At 57.3% G+C, this 16779-nt stretch carries 16 protein-coding genes; 5 read left to right on the top strand and 11 right to left on the bottom strand.

All coding sequences use genetic code 11. The features are described from left to right. The first annotated feature begins 1900 nt into the window (after window positions 1–1900). Complete coding sequence (locus ACFOPH_RS24920; RefSeq protein WP_379738053.1) at window positions 1901–3130, top strand: tyrosine-type recombinase/integrase; 1230 nt, start codon at window positions 1901–1903, stop codon at window positions 3128–3130. 68 nt (window positions 3131–3198) lie between these two features. After that, window positions 3199–3339 carry a hypothetical protein gene (locus ACFOPH_RS24915; RefSeq protein ID WP_379738051.1) on the top strand — a complete coding sequence of 47 codons (141 nt, stop codon included), beginning with the start codon at window positions 3199–3201 and terminating at the stop codon, window positions 3337–3339. A gap of 553 nt (window positions 3340–3892) precedes the next feature. On the opposite strand, the gene ACFOPH_RS24910 is transcribed toward ACFOPH_RS24915, so the two are convergent. The 6 genes from ACFOPH_RS24910 to ACFOPH_RS24885 form a co-directional block, all read right to left on the bottom strand. Further along, complete coding sequence (locus ACFOPH_RS24910) at window positions 3893–4144, bottom strand: hypothetical protein (RefSeq protein ID WP_379738049.1); 252 nt, start codon at window positions 4142–4144, stop codon at window positions 3893–3895. Window positions 4145–4500: 356 nt separating this feature from the next. Beyond that, on the bottom strand, window positions 4501–5130 hold the full coding sequence (locus ACFOPH_RS24905) for a hypothetical protein (RefSeq protein ID WP_379738047.1): 630 nt from the start codon (window positions 5128–5130) through the stop codon (window positions 4501–4503). 179 nt (window positions 5131–5309) lie between these two features. Next, window positions 5310–5981, bottom strand: a complete 672-nt coding sequence (locus tag ACFOPH_RS24900) for a hypothetical protein (protein WP_379738045.1) — start codon at window positions 5979–5981, stop codon at window positions 5310–5312. Between the two features lie 8 nt (window positions 5982–5989). Next, window positions 5990–8104, bottom strand: a complete 2115-nt coding sequence (locus ACFOPH_RS24895; RefSeq protein ID WP_379738043.1) for a hypothetical protein — start codon at window positions 8102–8104, stop codon at window positions 5990–5992. A 20-nt stretch (window positions 8105–8124) separates the two neighbouring features. Beyond that, entirely contained in the window at window positions 8125–9864 is a 1740-nt protein-coding gene (locus ACFOPH_RS24890; protein ID WP_379738041.1) for a hypothetical protein, read from the bottom strand. 37 nt (window positions 9865–9901) lie between these two features. Further along, complete coding sequence (locus tag ACFOPH_RS24885; protein ID WP_379738039.1) at window positions 9902–10204, bottom strand: hypothetical protein; 303 nt, start codon at window positions 10202–10204, stop codon at window positions 9902–9904. Window positions 10205–10375: 171 nt separating this feature from the next. Here ACFOPH_RS24885 and ACFOPH_RS24880 point away from each other — a divergent pair, with 171 nt between their 5' ends. The 3 genes from ACFOPH_RS24880 (at window position 10376) to ACFOPH_RS24870 (ending at window position 12562) form a co-directional block, all read left to right on the top strand. Next, a complete protein-coding gene (locus ACFOPH_RS24880) occupies window positions 10376–11092 on the top strand; it encodes an IS6 family transposase (RefSeq protein WP_379738037.1) in 717 nt (238 codons plus the stop codon). 446 nt (window positions 11093–11538) lie between these two features. Then, a complete protein-coding gene (locus ACFOPH_RS24875; RefSeq protein WP_379738035.1) occupies window positions 11539–12090 on the top strand; it encodes a hypothetical protein in 552 nt (183 codons plus the stop codon). Further along, window positions 12083–12562: a TOTE conflict system archaeo-eukaryotic primase domain-containing protein gene (locus tag ACFOPH_RS24870; RefSeq protein WP_379738033.1), complete on the top strand. Its 480-nt coding sequence runs from the start codon at window positions 12083–12085 to the stop codon at window positions 12560–12562. The genes ACFOPH_RS24875 and ACFOPH_RS24870 overlap by 8 nt, the downstream gene beginning before the upstream one ends. Window positions 12563–12747: 185 nt before the next feature. Here ACFOPH_RS24870 and ACFOPH_RS24865 read toward each other — a convergent pair whose 3' ends face one another. The 5 genes from ACFOPH_RS24865 to ACFOPH_RS24845 form a co-directional block, all read right to left on the bottom strand. After that, the gene (locus ACFOPH_RS24865) at window positions 12748–13062 is read right to left on the bottom strand and encodes a hypothetical protein (RefSeq protein ID WP_379738031.1); all 315 of its coding nucleotides are present in this window, start codon (window positions 13060–13062) and stop codon (window positions 12748–12750) included. A gap of 85 nt (window positions 13063–13147) precedes the next feature. Continuing rightward, window positions 13148–14002 (bottom strand): recombinase family protein, encoded by an 855-nt coding sequence (locus ACFOPH_RS24860; protein WP_379738029.1) that lies wholly within the window; start codon window positions 14000–14002, stop codon window positions 13148–13150. Further along, entirely contained in the window at window positions 13972–14646 is a 675-nt protein-coding gene (locus ACFOPH_RS24855) for a recombinase family protein (protein ID WP_379738027.1), read from the bottom strand. The genes ACFOPH_RS24860 and ACFOPH_RS24855 overlap by 31 nt, the downstream gene beginning before the upstream one ends. A 318-nt stretch (window positions 14647–14964) precedes the next feature. Then, window positions 14965–16065, bottom strand: coding sequence for a recombinase family protein (locus tag ACFOPH_RS24850; protein ID WP_379738025.1), 1101 nt, complete (start codon window positions 16063–16065; stop codon window positions 14965–14967). Continuing rightward, on the bottom strand, window positions 16019–16165 hold the full coding sequence (locus ACFOPH_RS24845) for a recombinase family protein (protein WP_379738190.1): 147 nt from the start codon (window positions 16163–16165) through the stop codon (window positions 16019–16021). The genes ACFOPH_RS24850 and ACFOPH_RS24845 overlap by 47 nt, the downstream gene beginning before the upstream one ends. Between the last annotated feature and the right edge of the window lie 614 nt (window positions 16166–16779).

The following is a 16779-nucleotide window of genomic DNA, read 5'->3' as shown; positions in this document are numbered from 1 at the left end:
GTAGTAGAGCTCCCGCGTCTGGAGAGCCGTCGATTGATCAGGATCTGGCACATCCGGCACTCTCAATTTTAGGTGAACTCATTGACAGTTGTGGCTCCGAAATCGAACCGGCGTTTTTAGACGGTTACGCTTATGGACTATGTAAAGCCGGGCTGATAGATGATGTTGTCTTGAGGGCAGTTAGGCTCCACATCGGAATAAGTGAAGAGGGCGATCTAACGCAAAGCCCGGAGCTTAAACACTAGGTAACGTGACTTAGTAGGCCAGATAGGGTAATAGGGCTGTGACAACGCTAAACATTACTTGTCAAAAAGCGATGAAGCTCCATGTACCAATACAGTAAGATACGAAAGTAGGTTCTGTCACTTCGTAAGTCCTGCCCTCGGGCAGCAGGCCCTGCTCGAACCCTAAATATCCGCTGTGCTCAACATTGAAGCAGCAAATTTTCGCATCGATGCCTGCACCTTTCTGTCTACTGGTACTTGGCTCAACCATTGAGCTACCTGCATATCTACGAACTCATGGAACAGCAAGGCGTGCCGATTACAAATTCGACTATTAACTGCTAAGTCACTTGTTCCTTCCAGTCATTGAAAAGACTTTCGGTAAATATAAGAACAAAGTCGGTACCAGGAGAGGAATGGAAGAGACATTTCTAGAGGGCAGGGGCAGTGTAGAGGTATTCTGCCAGTTCATGGTCAAGGAAAGAAAGACCGCCACCTTCTATCCGGTATGCCTTTTAGACAAGGTAGTTCGGACATCTAGGGCGGAAGTCTGGACGCCCACAAAATAAAATTTGACCGTAGCGCTGTAGCATGGGCCGTAGACCGGTGAGGCGCAAGCCCTGTTGTCAGCGGTTATTTATCCTAGGAACACGGTATATCAAACCTATGCGTCAGCTATAAGACTGCATTTTCTTCTTGTGAGTTTGTCGGGGCCAGTCGTCAGGATCAGCAGCGACATGAGGTGCCATTAGATGATCCCTTGGGGACTTCTCTATGCTATCCCGATGCTATCCCGATGCTATCCCGATGCTATCTCAGAGCGAACGGCCGTCTGCCATGAGCAGAAAACACTGTTTCCTCGTCAGTTCGGGGTTGACGCACAGCAACGGTTGATGGGATAATGGTTCGTCCCTATGGGGCATTTTTGGACCCTACAACTTTTTCAGTTCCCTCAAGGAAGTGAAAAGATTTCTAAAACCGCTTTTGCGGGACTCATCTGAAGCTGTCAGTGCAAACTGGCGCCATCTATAACCGTCAGTGCAAGCTGGCGCAGCGCAATCATCGCCGTCTTTCGATAGAGCAGCCTAATGGCTGTTTTTTTGTTCTATCGCTCTGAATCACGGTTGGATACAGAGTGTCGAGAAAACCCGATAACCATGCGGGTTTGCGGACATTCCTGAACACAGCAATCCCACAGAACCGAAAGTACATTGCCAACACGATGCCTGGCGCGATCGTCGCCGGCGTGCTTTCGACCATACAAGACGTACCACGCCTCGATAACTCTACGGGAAAAAAGCGGACCTCCGGCACCGACCGGACACAGGATGCGCTGGGCCACCTGGCCCGGGCTACTGCTGACCTCTGCGCACGTCTACGGACGTGAAAAAAAATCACATCGGGTGCTAGCGCCGCCCAGAACTCGCCGAGATGGCGGGAGCGCTACGCAAGAAACTGCGTCAATGTTCGGGTCCTGGCAGCGTCAAGTCAGGCGATCGGTAGCCGAAAGGCGCCGGCGCGTTGTCGAAAGCCGATGAAGGCGGCAACGCGAAATCATTCTTCTTACGTTAGGGCCCTTCACCCCTGGCACAAATCCGGTTTGCTCCACTCCATTTTCTAGGACGTGGAGCGTGACGCAATAGGGCGTCGATGAACTAGAAGATGGAGTAATAAATATGGAAATTATCGTACTACTGAACATGATCCTGGCCGCAAACGCACACACGCGGGTAAATGGGAAGGTGGCGAGTGAACGTACCGTTCAAGCAGCGGGCGAAGCTTTGCGCGCCATCTTTCGTCTTTTGGTGAAGTTGGGGTATCGATTAGAAGACCCTAAAAATATTAACGAGAAACATATCAAGGCCCTCTGCGGCGAGTGGTACAGGCTTAACCGATCGCCTAAAACAATCCAGGGTTACCTGTCGCACCTGCGTACTTTTTGCGGTTGGATAGGGAAAAAGGGACTGGTTAAGGATGTTTATCACTATTTGCCACTCGTACCGAAAGGCGAACTTCGCGTGAAAACTGTTGCAGAGAAAAGCAAAAGCTGGGCAGAAGTGGGGATCGACGTTGGTGCCAAGGCTGCTGAGGCAGCGGCATTAGACTGGCGCTTCGGCTTGATGATCATGGCCCAAGTGGCGTTTGGTCTTCGCCGGATGGAAGTGCTGCAACTGCAACCGTGGAAAAACGATAAGGGAGACAAATTTGCCGCGTATGCGACCAAAGGCGGCCGTCCACGCGACATCGAAATCGACACGCCGGTCCAGCGTGCGGTATTGGACCTGATCAAGTCAAAGATCGGTAGAAAGGAATATTTAGGCTGGCCAACGAAAGCAGATGGCAGTGCCGGTTCGTTGAAATATTCGAAGCGTCGCTACAATTATTTGATGGAAAAAATCGGCATCAATAAAGTGATGGCGGAAGTGACTGGCCATGGTCTTCGTGCGCAATTTGCAGAGAACGCGGCCCTGCTGAAAGGCCTTATTCCGCCGACGTTGGGAGGAACGCCAGGGCAAATGCCGCGCGTGGATCGCGACCTGATCAAGCTGCAGGTTAGTGAAAATCTAGGACATTCGCGTGAATCTATTACCGGTGCATACTATGGTGGTTTCGGTCGCGAAACGACACTGGACGGGCCGGGGCGCGCCAAGGAAATGATTGAGCAGTGTCTGGCTACGATTACGGCCGATCAATTGCGGCCGATCGCTGATGACCGGCTAGCGCAGTGCGCATGCCTCGGCGCTGAGCTAATGGCAATTCAGGTTTATGACGATCCCAGAAAGATTCAGCTCCTATGGGAGCACTACAGCCGGCGCCATAGTGTTGAGTGGATTCCTCCGGTGTCTGGCTCCAACTTGGCGGCGCTCGAGGCAGCGGCTATCTCTGTTCTCCGTGCCAAAGGTTGACTTGCGCGACAAGGGACCGCTGATATGGTGTTTTCTAGTAGCAACCATAAACCAGCCAAAGGAAGCATATGAACGATTTATTCAACCACCTCAAACGTGTCGCTGTAGCCGATACCAAGCTTTTCTTCCAGCCCTATGTCGCAGTGGGCCGCGCGATTCGCTCGGCCTATAGATTCATCAAGGAAGAAATAAGAAGGGCATGCAAATAGTCGTTCGGCATTGTTGGGAAATTGACTTCACGCAGCTGCCGGAAGACGCCTGACGTGAGGTCGATCATCCTTAGTGCTGCCACGGGCACGCCGGGGGACACTGGCTCAGCCATGGGGGAGCCAGGATCGCGGCGACTTTGCCTGATTCTATTTGACTAACGGCCCGTGTGTGCGAGCAGAAACGACATATCCTTATGTAGGCTGCGATTAGGCAAGCTGTGCAAGCTACGTGATCTTACTTCCATCTCTCAAGTTTGCATGATTCAACACCGCCTGCTCTTATCGAGGCCATTGTTAGTCAAACTCAGCATCATTTTGCATCTGCGTTAGGAGGCTTTCGAGATCCTCCCTCGCATTGTCCAGATCTTACATAAGCATTGACCAGGCAACAAGCGCGTGCTTCACCGACATCATAGTGCCCTCTAATTGCTGGCCTTACGCGTTGCGCGTACTAAAGGTCTGCTGTTGGCCGTACTCAGACCCTCGCGCAAGGCAGTGTACAAGTGCGGTCTTCGCGGTACCGCGTATGGTTCGCGGCCAAGTCGGGCCCGGGTCAGCGTGCGCAATCCGCCGAGCGCACCGTAAGCTCGTAGATCAGGACTCCGTGCATGTCGCGTGTAAGGTTACGCACCGCGATGCCGCTGTTGAGCAAGTTGCGCACCCCGGCGTTGGAACACGCGTCCTTGATGAAGCTGGGCCGGTATGCAGCGAAATTCGCCGGGTTCACTTCGAACTCATCGGCGCTGCGGCCGACCACGGTTTTATAGTAGGTGAGCATCATGGGCCCGGCGACCGAGCGGTCCATCCGGATCCCGTCGGGCGACGTCTTCGGATACGTCTTGTTCTGCGCCCAACCAGGCTATCGAGTTCTGCCTGGGGCAGTGGCGCCAGGCCAGACTTCTGGGCGAGGCCGACAACGCGCAGTTGCTCGCTGCGCGGCTTGGCCGCCGCCTCCCTGTGTATTTTGTCGACCTCCGCCTGCGGGAAGCGCGCGCCAGCCGCCTGCGAAGCAAATGCCAGGACTGGTACAAGGATCAGGCCGGCGGCGGCCACGCAGGCCTGCCTGGCGCTACCGGAGAGCAGGTCATCGACCGGTTTTTGGGAGCAACATGGCGACGGCGATCATTTTGATCGAGATACGCTAATTTGTTCGGATGAACGTCATCCGCCTGACTTTATTGCGTCGGACTGCATTCGAGCAACGAGACCGTCAATGCACGCGGCAAGAGGCGTAAGCTCGGTGCTGGAAAGCTGTGCGGCAAAACTCACAACGGTATCGTAAGGCTGATTCTTGTATCGCACAGCGAACTGCATTCGCTCACCGGCCATCATGCTGGCGATCGCCGCGTGTGTCCCGGCTAAGTCAGCCAGGCCCAGGATGTAGCCTGGCGAGTCGCCGGCGAACGATTTGAATGGAATAAGCGCCTTGGCATCCAACTCTTTGGCTATCCAGAATTTTTCTGGGCCAGGCAACACGACTTTCTGGTCAGTTTGCCCTTTCGAAAACTTGGCGAATGGCGTTTGATGTTTCCCAGCCTTGACTGTCCCGGCAGGTATTTCTCGGCGCAGGTACAACGAGAAGTCGTAAGCGTCGACAACCTTGGGTTGGACGTCGAGGACAATTGCGCGAATGCCGCAGGCAGTATAGCCATCGGCGTCCCGGCTAATCTGCGGCTGGAGCAGGGCAGTCGCCGCTTGCACGACAGGTTGAGCGTGCAGTGGCAGCGTCAGCGTACCGCATAGAGCCAAGGCGAAGGTTCTTTTCATGTTGGCAATTATAGTCTTCAGCATGACCCGGCCTGGGGCGAAACACGTGATCGGCTAGATCGGACCATGCAGCTCCGGCTGGTTGGAGAGCAAGCCGGAAACAAGCGGGTAGCAAGGCGCCAGCCTCAGGTCCTCGCCATATCTGCTTTTACGGTAGCGGTGAGGGAAACCGGCCTGCCGGCCGGCCGCCCACTGGCAACGCCTTAGAAATCGGATTTAACCGGGGTCGAGCTTGCGGTCACCTTCGGCACCGAGATGTCGGCACCCTTGGCCAGCTTGGCTACGCCCACGATGAACGAGCCGGAGTCGCTCGCGACCTTCCCCAGCAGCGGCAACGAGTTCTTCACCGGCACGATCTTCGGCAGGTCCATTGGATTGGCGCCAGCCTTGGCCACCAGCGACTGACCGGTCCTGGTCAGGTCGACCGCCTGCAGACTGCCAATGCCGAAGTTCACCAGCGCGTTACCGATCTGCTTCTTCTTGTCGGCGCTCAGGGTACCGATGCGCTTTTCCATCTCGCCCGAGTCCAGCAGGGCCTGGCCGGCGGCCTGGGTCGACTTGTACAGCTCGGCATACTTGGCGGCCTTCTCGGCCGGGTCGGTAATCTTGTTGATGTCGGCCAGCTTCGAGCGCTGGCTTTCGATCTCCTGGTCGCTCTGGAACGCGGCGGTGATCGCCGAGACCGAGCGAGTGGTCAGCTCGCTCAGCGCGGCGCTCTTCGACACGAACGTATTCACGTCTGCGCTGATGTCGCCGCCGCTGGCGCTCGGCTTGCCGCCGCTGAGCATCGAGCCGAGGCCGCCCAACTGTGCATTTGCAGCGCCTGCAGCCATCAGGCACGCGGCGACGACGACAGCTTTACGAATAATTTTCATGGAAATTCCTAGTTGGTGTTGATTTTATTGATCAGGTCTGCCTGCATCGACAGTCCGTTTGCCAGCCCTCTGTAGCTGTAGAAGGGATTCTTGCTCTGCGACGGGAAACCGCTGAATTCAGTGCGCAGTCCCGTGCTGAAAATCTTCTGTACCTCGGCGCCCTTTTTAAGGCGCGCCTGCACGCCCATCATCACCGTGGCCTTGCAGCTGGCAGGATCGTCGCAGTTCGAAGCTTCTTCCTTGACTAGGTAACCCGGCTGGCTGCACACCTCGATCGCCGGGCGCTCGACCTTTGCTTCGAACAAGCCGAGGCGGAGCAGGGCATTGGCCTGGTCATAGAACGCCGGGTCACCCACGTAGGAGGCGAACTTCTTCGACTGATAAAGCGCGTGGCGCGACAGGGGCACGAAGTAGGACCCGTCGGCCACGTTGTTCTGGCCGATGTATGTCGCCTCGTCGCAGTCGATCACACGGGTCGCGTTCGGCGGCACGTCCGTGTACAGGCGCAGCAGGTCGCCGCCGCGCGGCTTGGGCAGCGCCGGGTTCACCGCGGCGTACGGGAAGCCGACCAGGTCGCCCTCGGCCACCGCGCCGCCGGAGCCGCTGCCGGCTTCCAGGTCGAGCAGCGCGCTCTTGCCGCCCACCTTGGCTTCGAGCGGGTGCAGGATGTCGAACGCTACCTTGTCACCTACCGGCATTCCCGCCAGTCCACTGACCCAGACCTTGTCCTTGTCGACGCGCTGGACCGTGTAGTCGCGCGGGGCGAAGCGCACGTTCGCCACGAAGTTCTGCGCCAGCTTGGCGGTCGCGTTCTTGATCGATACTTCCTTGGCCTGCGCCAGCCCAAGGCCTTCGCCGCCGATACGCTTGATGGTGTAGTTGTCCTCGCCCAATCCCGAGTAGATCACCCGGCCGTGGCGGTCGACGACCTGCGCCGTTACCAAGGTATGGAACTGCTCTTCGGACTTGGTTCCGCCCGCACCGGTAAGGGTGACAGACTGGGTAACGGATGGGGTAAAGCGCAGGAAGTAGTCCGGCGCATCCTTGGCCGCGCGCGACGACTCCGCCATGCCGGCGATCTTCTGCCAGGTCACGCAGTTGGCCGAGCGCGTCAGCAGTTCCCTGGTCTGGGTGAAATTGACGTCCACCGGCGCGAGCTGGAACGTAGCCTTGAACCCGATATCCTTCTCGAACAGGCCGGCGACCGCGTTCGGCCACGGATCGGCGCTGTCCTGCGCCACGACAGGCATGATGCGCGGCTTGGCGCTGGCGTCCGCGCTGCCCTCGAAGATGAACTTCAGGCTGCTGCCAACGGATGCCGATCCTGCGGCCACCTTGATGACCGCGTAGCCCGTATCCGCGTACAGGACATCGAAAATCGACTCCTTGCCGACTGCATCCCGCGCTTCGACCTGCTCGCCCTTGACGAAGCCTGCCTCGGCGCCGCGGTCGGTGACGAAGAAGTCGCCGTCGCGCCCCACGATGCCGATGCTTACATCCTTCGGGTCGAAGGCTTGGCGTGCGGTAGCGACCAGGCTCGCGGCCTGCTCGCCGAGGTTGCGGATCAGGGTGTCGCGAATCACGCCGTTCGCGGCGCCGGACTCATATTCCTTGCGGCCCAGCCGAAACGGCGAGTACACCGTTTCGCTGATCGTGTAGACCACCTTGCCCAGGCTCGGACGCACGAACTGGATGTTCAGCGTAACCGGAATCAGCACATCGATATTCTCGCCCTTGGGCACCTCGTAGACCGAGGCGCGCGTGATACCCAGCATGACCGCGTAGGTGTCGGCCACGGCAACGGAAGGGGATGCCTTGCACTGCAGGTTGTCGTCGTTGACGAACCTGTGTGCGCCTGGCACCTTGACGTCGGCCACCTGGCGCGGGTGCACCACGGATTCCGGGTAGGCCGCATTAAGGCGCTCGACGAACTGGCCGATGAGCTGGCGCTGCGCCTGCTTCCCGGCTTCGTCGTCGAACAGTCGCGCCATGAGCTGCTTGTCGAGCAGCTTGTACTTGTCGCGCGCCTCCTGCGACACGCCCTCGATCTCCTTGACGGGGAAGAGGTAGAACTGCGCGGCGGATGCGCTGGCGCTCAGCGCCAGCGAGCATGCCGCAGCCACGGCACATGCCAGTTTCCGCATCAAATCTCCACTGGGCATTTGCCCTCGACGCAGAACACCATCCTGTTGCCGCGCTGCTCGAAGCGGGCGTTCTTGTAGTTGGAACCTTCGCCTTCCGCGATCTCGTCGATCAGGTCTTCGACGGTCTCGGCGAAATTGCCTTTCGCGACTACTGTCCAGCGGCGCATGCCTTCGCTCGCGTTGTCGTCGGCGATGACCTCGACCACGCCCGCCGCTTCCTTGATCTTGGCCGAGAAGTCGCGACGCAGTTTGGCGGGCACGCGCGAGTCGCTGTAGAGCGCCACGACGTATGACCGGCCCCGGGTTGCCGCGATCTGCACTTCCCGCTGGGCGCTGGTGCCAACGCTCTCGGCCAGCGCGCTCGCCATCGCTTCGGACAGGTTGGCGCGGCAGTTCTGGTCCGACGAGCCGGATGCGCGCTTGACGATGGTGCCGGAGATGAATCCGTCGCCAGTGTCGACGTTCGAGGAGGTCAGCATTAGTTGGCCGGCGCAGGAAACCTGGCCGCTCGGGGTCGCGCCCTCCGAGTTCATGACGGCCGTGCCATAGACCAGGTACTTGGCCTTGTAGTTGCCATGTGCTGCTTTTTGCAGGTACATGTCGAACTTTTGCTGGCGGGCGATCTCGGAGTTGGTCAGGCGGCGGCCGTTCTCGATACGGAAGTCCTTTTCGTCGGTCCACGAGATGCCGTGTTCCTTCACCACCTGCTGCAGCTTCTGGCTGATCATGGCAGCTGAATCGTCCGACGGCTTGGCGTTATCGATGCCGGGGAACACCTGGCGCACCTTCAGGTTCACGACGTCGTTCTGCTTCTCGACCGCGTTCTGGCGCGAAGCAAAACTGGACGCGCTGGCCGACTTCGATGCGCTGGCGCTGGACGAGGCAGCGCTCACCGCGGCCTGCGACGAGGCGCTGCCGGCAGCGGCCGACTTCTGGGAGGCGGCGAACCGCGAGTCGCTCGAACCGGCCACCCGGGTATCGCGGGCGCCTGCCACGTTGGTGCTGCGGGCACCGGCGGCCGCGCCGCCGTAACCGTCCTGCATGGCCACCGAACCGCGGTCCGTACCCGCGAACGACTGCTTGTCCGAGCCTGCGAACGAGGACTTGTCGCTGCCGGCCGCCGCCGACGACGAGCTTGCGGCGAAGGCGGACTTTTCAGAAGAGGCCGCGGCGAAACTGGACTTGGCGGCGCTGGCCGAACTGCTGGACGCGCTCTTGGCGCCGGAGCTGGTCGCGGTGTAGTCCGACATCGAGCTCTTGTCGTGCGAGTAGTCGATTTCCGTGACCAGGGGCTGCGACGGGTCGAGCTTTGTGCCTACCCCGTAGTATTCGTCGATCAAGAACAGCACCTTGGAGGCGGAGGCCGAGCCGGTCGAGGTGATGCCGAGCACGCGTGCCATGTCCATGAACTGCGCGGCGTCGACCTCGAGAACGGTTTTCGCCGTCAGGATATCGCCCTCGGCGTTGAAGCTGGTCTTCATGTTGTCGGCGAGCTGCTTGCGCAGGTCGACCAGGCCGTCCTTGACCTTGGCGCTGCTGGTGTCCGCGCCCAGCTTCAGTTTCAGCAGGCGCAGCACGGCATCATTCTCGGCCTGGTCGCGCGCCACGCGTCGCGCCTTGATCAGGTCACCGTTTGCTTTGACGCTCACCTCGATCGAGCCGTTGGCGGAAAGCGGTTCGGCGTGCGCGAGACCAAGCCCGAGCGCGAACAGCGCCGAAGCGATAAGGGTTTTTTTCATGTTGTGTCCTGCGAGAGGGTGGAGTTGCTTGCCTGGATCAGTTCGGGAGCTTGACCGACACGTCGCCGGCGCTGGCTTCGACGCCGCCCGGGCCGACGCTGGCGTTTGCGGCCGGCGCTGGCGGCGTTGCCTTGGCCGGCGCGCCTGCTGCGGGCTGGGCCTGCGCTTGCGCGCCATCGACAACGGCCGCCACGGGTTCAGGAGCCGCAGGCGGTTCCGGCGTGGCCGGGGCGCTTGCCGCTGCGCTGGCGGGCGCGGTGTCGGCCTTCTTTTCGCAGCCGGCCATTAGGGGGAACGCCAGGGCGAGGGCGGTAACGGTGGTGATCAACGATTTGGACATGTCGGCTCGACTGTTATGTTTTTTGGAGCATGGACATTATCTAAACTTTTAGTTGCTGTAAAGAACGTGTACTAGATAAACCACTATTTTTTCTAATAAACAACTCTTACCGAGCAATTTTAGGCTCTGGTGCAAATTTACGTTCGGCTAGAATGACGAGCTTTGCCCAGCATGCGTAATCGTCCAAGCCAAAGTGATCTTTTCAAGGGCCGACACTTCGAGCAAGAGATCATCATTCTGTGTGTGCGCTGGTACCTGCGCTACAAGCTTTCCTACCGCGACTTGGTGGAGATGATGGCCGAGCGAGGCCTCCCGATCGCTCACACGACAATCCTGCGCTGGGTACAACGTTACGCGCCTGAGTTCGATAAGCGCTGGAGTCGCTTCTCAGCGCCGGCAGGCACCTCTTGGAGAGTGGATGAGACGTACGTCAGGATCCGCGGCCGGTGGGCTTATCTCTACCGTGCTGTTGACGCGGCAGGTAAAACCGTCGATTTCCGGCTCAGTCCACGGCGCAACGTCGCCTCGGTGAAAGCCTTCTTTCTTAAGGCCGTGCGTTCGCAAGGTCGATCACCTGAGACCATCACGCTGGACGGCTACACCGCGTCTCACCGGGCCATTCGGGAACTTCAACAGCAAGGGATACTTGACGCACTGATGAAGCTTCGCTCATCAAAATACCTGAATAACTTGATCGAACAGGACCATCGAAACGTGAAGTCCAGGTTGGGTGCCATGCTTGGCCTGAAGAGCTTGGCTTCCGCTGCCATCACAATTCGTGGCGTTGAGCTGATGCATCGAATTCGTAAAGGTCAGTTTGACCTGCGTGCTCTGGCCCCTCAAGGGAAAACTCCGTCCGAAATCTGGGCAGCTGTCCTGGCTGCTTGAGCTGACGGGACAGCCCGCTCAGTCAGCTCCTCCCTCATCCATAATTTGCACCAGAGCCGATAGATACACGGGAACATGAATGCCTATTTCGCGGGCACAGCAGTGAGGGCTATGGGTGATGTCGCGTGCCGGCATGGGGGCGACGGGGGGGGAGGATGGCTCGCCTTTTTGCCTTCATTTATTCGAACACATCAGCGCCAACGCGTTACACCGTCATCTTGCAAAAGTAGCCTGATAGAGTCCCCGCTCCGAGGAATTTTCCGTTTTTTGCATGGCGCATCTGATCCGACCGGTAGGCGATTACAATGGCTAGAGGGACATTATGAAGAAAAATTCTGGCAGTCGCGCTTTCCGCCACCTCAGCTTGGCGAGATTTGCCGATGCCTGAGCGTGATGTTTGCATCCCTTGAACCCTTGCAAAACGAAAAGCCCGTTGGTCCTTAGTGATGAATATCGAAAAAAAGAAACCCTCCCCGTCCTGGCGCGATGTAAAAACGAAGCTGGCTGACTATAATCGCGGCGCCTTGGTCGATCTGGTACATGACCTGTATACGGCCAGCAAGGACAATCAGACTTTCCTGAACACTCGCTTGGCGCTTGGCGACGATATGCTGAAATCGTACAAGGCTACCATTGATCGTTGGCTGTGGCCGGATATGTCCAAGAACCAGGGCACGTCGGTCGCCAAAGCCAAGAAGGCAATTGCAGACTACAAGAAGGCAGTTGGTCAACCTGAGGGGCTGGCGGAACTGATCGTTTTCTACTGCGAAAGGGGGGCCGGGTTCGGCAACGATATTGGTCTGCAGGACGAAGGATATTTTGATGCGCTCGTGCGGATGTTCGGGCAGGCATTGAAAACCATTGTCGCCTTGCCTGACGCGGCGCGATTATCCTTTTTGGAACGCTTGAAAGAGGTTCGACGTATCAGCCATAATTTCGGTTACGGCGTCGGCGACGAGATGGATGAATTGCTGTCTAAGCACGGGATTGATGACTGACCAGTCTGCCATTGCAGCCCTTCAGGCCAAAAACGCCCATCTGATCGCGCTGCTCGAAGCCCACGGCATAGAATGGCGGTCACCTCAGCCGGCCGTTCGTGTAGGACGGGAGCCGGAATCCTCACGGTTTTCCACAACTGAGAAGGTGACGCTATTCAGACGCCTGTTTCGCGGGCGCATGGACGTCTTCCCGATCCGTTGGGAAGGTAAAACTTCGGGCAAGTCAGGCTATGCTCCCGCCTGCGCCAACGAGTGGCGTGCCGGGCTTTGCGAGAAGCCGCGCATCAAATGTGGAGATTGCACCAACCGCCTGTTGATCCCGCTGACCGATGCAGTGATCTATGACCATTTGGCCGGCCAGCACACCGAGCTACGTCATCGGCATCTAGCTACGGCAACTTCGAGTTTCGCGTTGTATACCTCTCATGCGGCCGAGTTTGTTAGCACCGTCTTCCGCACCGCGGCTGGATGACCGGCTGCATGGGACAACGTTAAGCCAGTCGGAAGTGAGGCGTGGTGAGCCGTGATCGACTAGAAGTCGACAAGCGTTAAAGCGAGCATTACCTAAAAATAAATACGCTTCGAACGATTTGCGACACCCTGTAACCCTGGCAGGCTGCATGCGACTGTACCGGCGATCGTAAGCTTGCCACAGCGCTACCATTTGTAGATAACGCAGCCCCCCGCATCAAATACCACGCGAGGTGCTCCGGTAGAATCTAGCTCGCTTGACGCAGGATGAATGTAGAGGTTAGTGAAGTCATGGGCTTCTATACGTTTTTCGATGATGCGTACAAAAGCTGAAACCGCCTCACGTAGCTTGAGGTGTTTTTCAAACTCGAAATCCTGTAACTGAACGATGAATCCGACGTAGGCACAGCCCTCCAACACAGGTTCTATCGATGCATGCTCTGCCAGCAATTGGCATGCGTGTGTTGCGTCCGAAAAGGTTGTACTGAACAAGGAACACATGACTACGCTCCGAGCTAGACATAATGCAATATCCTAGCCCTGACCGGCCAGCCTGGAACCTATCATTTCTGATAGTTGCTTCGAGCTAGCCCAAGCCGAACACATGAGCCATCGAGGCGTATGCGAACTGTTGGTAGCTGGGCAGCGTCCGTGTTGACGGCCACAGGTACTGATGCTCGGGAAAATTTTGGACCGGTAGCAGGTAAATCTGCGCCACCTCCTGATTAGCTTGGTCCATGCGTACCCATAAAACGAAGTCGACCTTCGGTGCATGCTGCACAGTCACTTTCCAACAAGGATGGCTACGTTCGTAGCGACACCTGGTGCATAGCAGAAGCACAGTTACGCCGTTGACCCGATATGTCCGCGTCGTCACTTTTTCTATCTGCGCGCTTGCACGCACGGCACAGCGTTCGAGTTCGGCGACTATGTCTTTGGTCAAGCACCGAAGTCTGTATCGTGTGATCGTTGCACGGGATAATGATGGTCCAGACACCCCAGCGGCCTCAAATGCCGCAACCAAGCCTCGAAAGCGCAGTGCGTATGACTTGGCCGATGGAAGATCACTGTTATCGATGAGATCGGCGGAAACCGAGCCATGCTCAACAAGGATGCCGCGCAGGCCGTCGAGCATTTCGTCATCGGTCCAGTGTTTTCCGCGACGCAGGCGGACCTGCCTGGTATGGTTGAACATCTTCCTGGTGACAATTCCAGGAAAGGCGTCCTCGACCCTGATCCATTTATGCGAGTCATTAGGACGGCGCGAACTTTTTAGGCGCTGTGTACTCCGGTTGAAGATGAGGGTACCGGCATACTTCTCGTTCGTGAGTATTGCTTTGACGTTGTGGGCAGACCATGATCGGCCGTATTGGTTCTTCAGCCCTTCGGCATTGAGTACCTGAGCAATTCTTATGTCAGGCATTTGTTTGCTCGTACACATGTCGAAGATCTACGCACTACTTCGACTTCTTCGATTGGACCATGAACGAAGCCAACTCGATCAGTAGGAAAGCTCTTCCGCTCGCCAATCTCGAGTAACCGCGGCATACGCCCATCGGCTGATAGACACTGGCGCCTGAGGCCGTACCCGGCTGAGCCACCTTGTTTGAATCCAGCCTCGGTAAGCCGGCACTGTGCTCTGAAGACCTTCGCTGAGAGTTCCCGACTGTACTCTGCGGCCATCGCACGTTTCAGACCTTTGAGCAAGGTTGCGAGCGGCGAGCCGTCATTCGTGAAGGGTTCGGCGCAGTACGAGACCATTATCCCGGCTTTACGACATGCGTACTCATAGTAGGCACTTTCGTCTACATCTTGGAACCGGCCCCAGCGGCTTACGTCGTATACCAGGACCGCCAAGTAATCAGCTTGTCCTGACTGAACGTCTTTAAGAAGGCGCAGCAGCCCGTTTCGCCCGTCTAGCGTAAGACCGCTTCGTCCTTCATCACGGTATACAGCGACCACCTTAAAATCGTGCTGCGCTGCATATTCTCGCAGGGCCGACTCCTGATGGTCGGTCGAATAGTTCTGGTGTTCAGTCGAGGCCCTGACGTACAGAGCAGCACCGCGGGTAGCAGGCAAAGCCATAGTGAAATCCTTAGGAGGCTAACGCCTATACGTCAGGCCTTAGTTACACTTGCTACTAGCTCATTGACCAAATATTGCAGCGACCGACCTGTACCGTATGTCAGCAAACTCTGGTAAATTCGATTCCTTCAGGTACAGCGCTCCATTGGCCAGCTTCGCTGCCGGAATCAAGAAATAGTCAATCAACTCATGCGTGTCTCCGTGCAGTCGTGCTGTGATGACGAAATCGGCCCCTGGACAAGGTTTAACTCTCCAGTTCACCAGGCCCTGCTTGGCCTACGTCGGGTTGCTATCTCGACCTTAACGCAAATGGACTCGTTAATGATCAATTGATCTGGTGCTTGCGCCGTCATCGACCACGGCGCCTGCGGATCGTGCCAGCCCCGCTACCTCGATAGCAAGGTCATGCAACCTTGCAGCAATGATTCTCTTGGTTTCGACAAAGACGTGCGAGGGACAGCGGTCTAAACCGGCAGCCTCATAGGCAGCGATAAGTGATCCAAAACCACGCACAAAAAGCTGGGGATCTGGCATCAAAGGATCTGCTGCGATGATCTTTGCATTCACCTTGCCATGGGTTTTGTAGCATATCCGCAGTAGGACCAATAACTCGTCTAGGGCGTAGCGTCGGAGGCGTCTCGCTCGCTCATCTCGTGCTTGGGCAAATAGCGATGCCGAAACTAGGGGTTCAACGGCGCCTTCATTTACGATCCATTGTTCGCTAGGGTTCGATGTCCGGCGGCTCGAGAGTTTGCCGGACTTTCGATTGAACGCCAGCGTTCCGCAGTACTTCAGGTTCGTCAGCAGTGAATTAACCATCGAGTGCGTCCAGGGCCTGCCGAATTCGCTAGCGACGCCTTCATCGTTCAAGAGGCGGGCAATAGCGGGTTCGCTGAACTTTTTTTCGAGGTAGAGTGCATACACCCTTCGAACCGTCGCTGCCTCATGCTCAGGTCCTGGGATGAGTACAACCCGATCGGTAACAGCTCCTTTAGCTTCTCCGAATTGTAGTATGCGGCGTGGGGTACCGTCCTTCGTGATGGCTAGGCGCCTCAGGCCATAGCCGGCGTGACCGCCTTGCTTGTAGCCGAACTGGGTAAATCGGCACTGGGCATTGAACGTCTTTGTTGAAAGCTCACGGCTATACTCAGCTGCCATCGTGCGCTTGATGCTCTTCATTAACGCGCCAAGGGGCGTCCCATCGTCAGCGAATTGTTCGCCACTGTAGAGGACCTTGATGCCGGCGCGACGGCACGTGTGCTCGTGGTAGGCAGCTTCGTCAACGTCCTGGAACCGGCCCCAGCGGCTGACGTCGTACACAATGATGAGCTGAAAGGCAGCTCCGCCCGCTTGGACGTCGCGAATCAAATTGCTAAGTCCACGCACGGCGCCGAATGTCGAGCCCGCTTTTTCCTTCATCAACATACTCTTTTACGATCTCAATCTCATTGGCGAGCGCGTACTCGTGGATCTTGGCACGCTGGTGGTCAGTTGAGTAGTTTTGGCTCTCGGTTGACATCCGCACATAGATGGCGGCTTGCAGCTTCTGGCTTATTGACACGGACGCGCTCCTTGTTGAGCTACCGATGGGATCTGTGAGCTGTAGAAGAGTATCCGAATAGAAGAAGGCGCGACGCGCGCTCCCGATGGCGGACCAGTAGAGGGCGAATGCAAGTCAAGTTTGCTGTCTCAAGAGACCGAAGGAGGGTGAGCGATCGAATTCAGAGCGCGCACGACCCAAACCAGGCCCTTTACAGCCCCAAGAATCAGGCATTGGGTTCAGCATAGTGGTCCGAAGCACTATGTAGATCCATCGTGTCGAAGCCGCGCGCGCGCCGCAGCCCTTTTCATTCTCAAACAGAATAGTTGTTCAGGGTGACGGTGATGCTGTTCCCTAAGTCAAGCTCATCGTCGATGACAGGGCATGAGTTAGTTTGCGAATTGCGTCGAGCGTCTCGCTCATGGTCGTTTTCAGGTCAGGTTGCACTTCGCGGCGGCACGTCAAGAGTCACCCCACCGTCCCACTCCAACGAAACATCAGCACCGCAGAAACTGCACTTGTGTTGCTCCCCATCGTGCCCATCACCTGGCATATTGACGCTACCGCGGTGACTGCATTCGGTGCATTTGTAT

It is taken from the genome of Massilia haematophila (assembly GCF_042647645.1).
Lineage (GTDB): Bacteria > Pseudomonadota > Gammaproteobacteria > Burkholderiales > Burkholderiaceae_D > Telluria > Telluria haematophila.
This window is presented reverse-complemented; position numbering and strand designations above follow the sequence as displayed.

Coding starts and splice junctions, on each gene's coding strand:
- ACFOPH_RS24920 (WP_379738053.1), top strand. CDS start 1,901: ATGGAAATTATCGTACTACTGAACATGATCCTGGCCGCAAACGCACAC.
- ACFOPH_RS24915 (WP_379738051.1), top strand. CDS start 3,199: ATGAACGATTTATTCAACCACCTCAAACGTGTCGCTGTAGCCGATACC.
- ACFOPH_RS24910 (WP_379738049.1), bottom strand. CDS start 4,144: ATGGACCGCTCGGTCGCCGGGCCCATGATGCTCACCTACTATAAAACC.
- ACFOPH_RS24905 (WP_379738047.1), bottom strand. CDS start 5,130: ATGCTGAAGACTATAATTGCCAACATGAAAAGAACCTTCGCCTTGGCT.
- ACFOPH_RS24900 (WP_379738045.1), bottom strand. CDS start 5,981: ATGAAAATTATTCGTAAAGCTGTCGTCGTCGCCGCGTGCCTGATGGCT.
- ACFOPH_RS24890 (WP_379738041.1), bottom strand. CDS start 9,864: ATGAAAAAAACCCTTATCGCTTCGGCGCTGTTCGCGCTCGGGCTTGGT.
- ACFOPH_RS24885 (WP_379738039.1), bottom strand. CDS start 10,204: ATGTCCAAATCGTTGATCACCACCGTTACCGCCCTCGCCCTGGCGTTC.
- ACFOPH_RS24880 (WP_379738037.1), top strand. CDS start 10,376: ATGCGTAATCGTCCAAGCCAAAGTGATCTTTTCAAGGGCCGACACTTC.
- ACFOPH_RS24875 (WP_379738035.1), top strand. CDS start 11,539: ATGAATATCGAAAAAAAGAAACCCTCCCCGTCCTGGCGCGATGTAAAA.
- ACFOPH_RS24870 (WP_379738033.1), top strand. CDS start 12,083: ATGACTGACCAGTCTGCCATTGCAGCCCTTCAGGCCAAAAACGCCCAT.
- ACFOPH_RS24865 (WP_379738031.1), bottom strand. CDS start 13,062: ATGTGTTCCTTGTTCAGTACAACCTTTTCGGACGCAACACACGCATGC.
- ACFOPH_RS24860 (WP_379738029.1), bottom strand. CDS start 14,002: ATGTGTACGAGCAAACAAATGCCTGACATAAGAATTGCTCAGGTACTC.
- ACFOPH_RS24855 (WP_379738027.1), bottom strand. CDS start 14,646: ATGGCTTTGCCTGCTACCCGCGGTGCTGCTCTGTACGTCAGGGCCTCG.
- ACFOPH_RS24850 (WP_379738025.1), bottom strand. CDS start 16,065: ATGAAGGAAAAAGCGGGCTCGACATTCGGCGCCGTGCGTGGACTTAGC.
- ACFOPH_RS24845 (WP_379738190.1), bottom strand. CDS start 16,165: ATGTCAACCGAGAGCCAAAACTACTCAACTGACCACCAGCGTGCCAAG.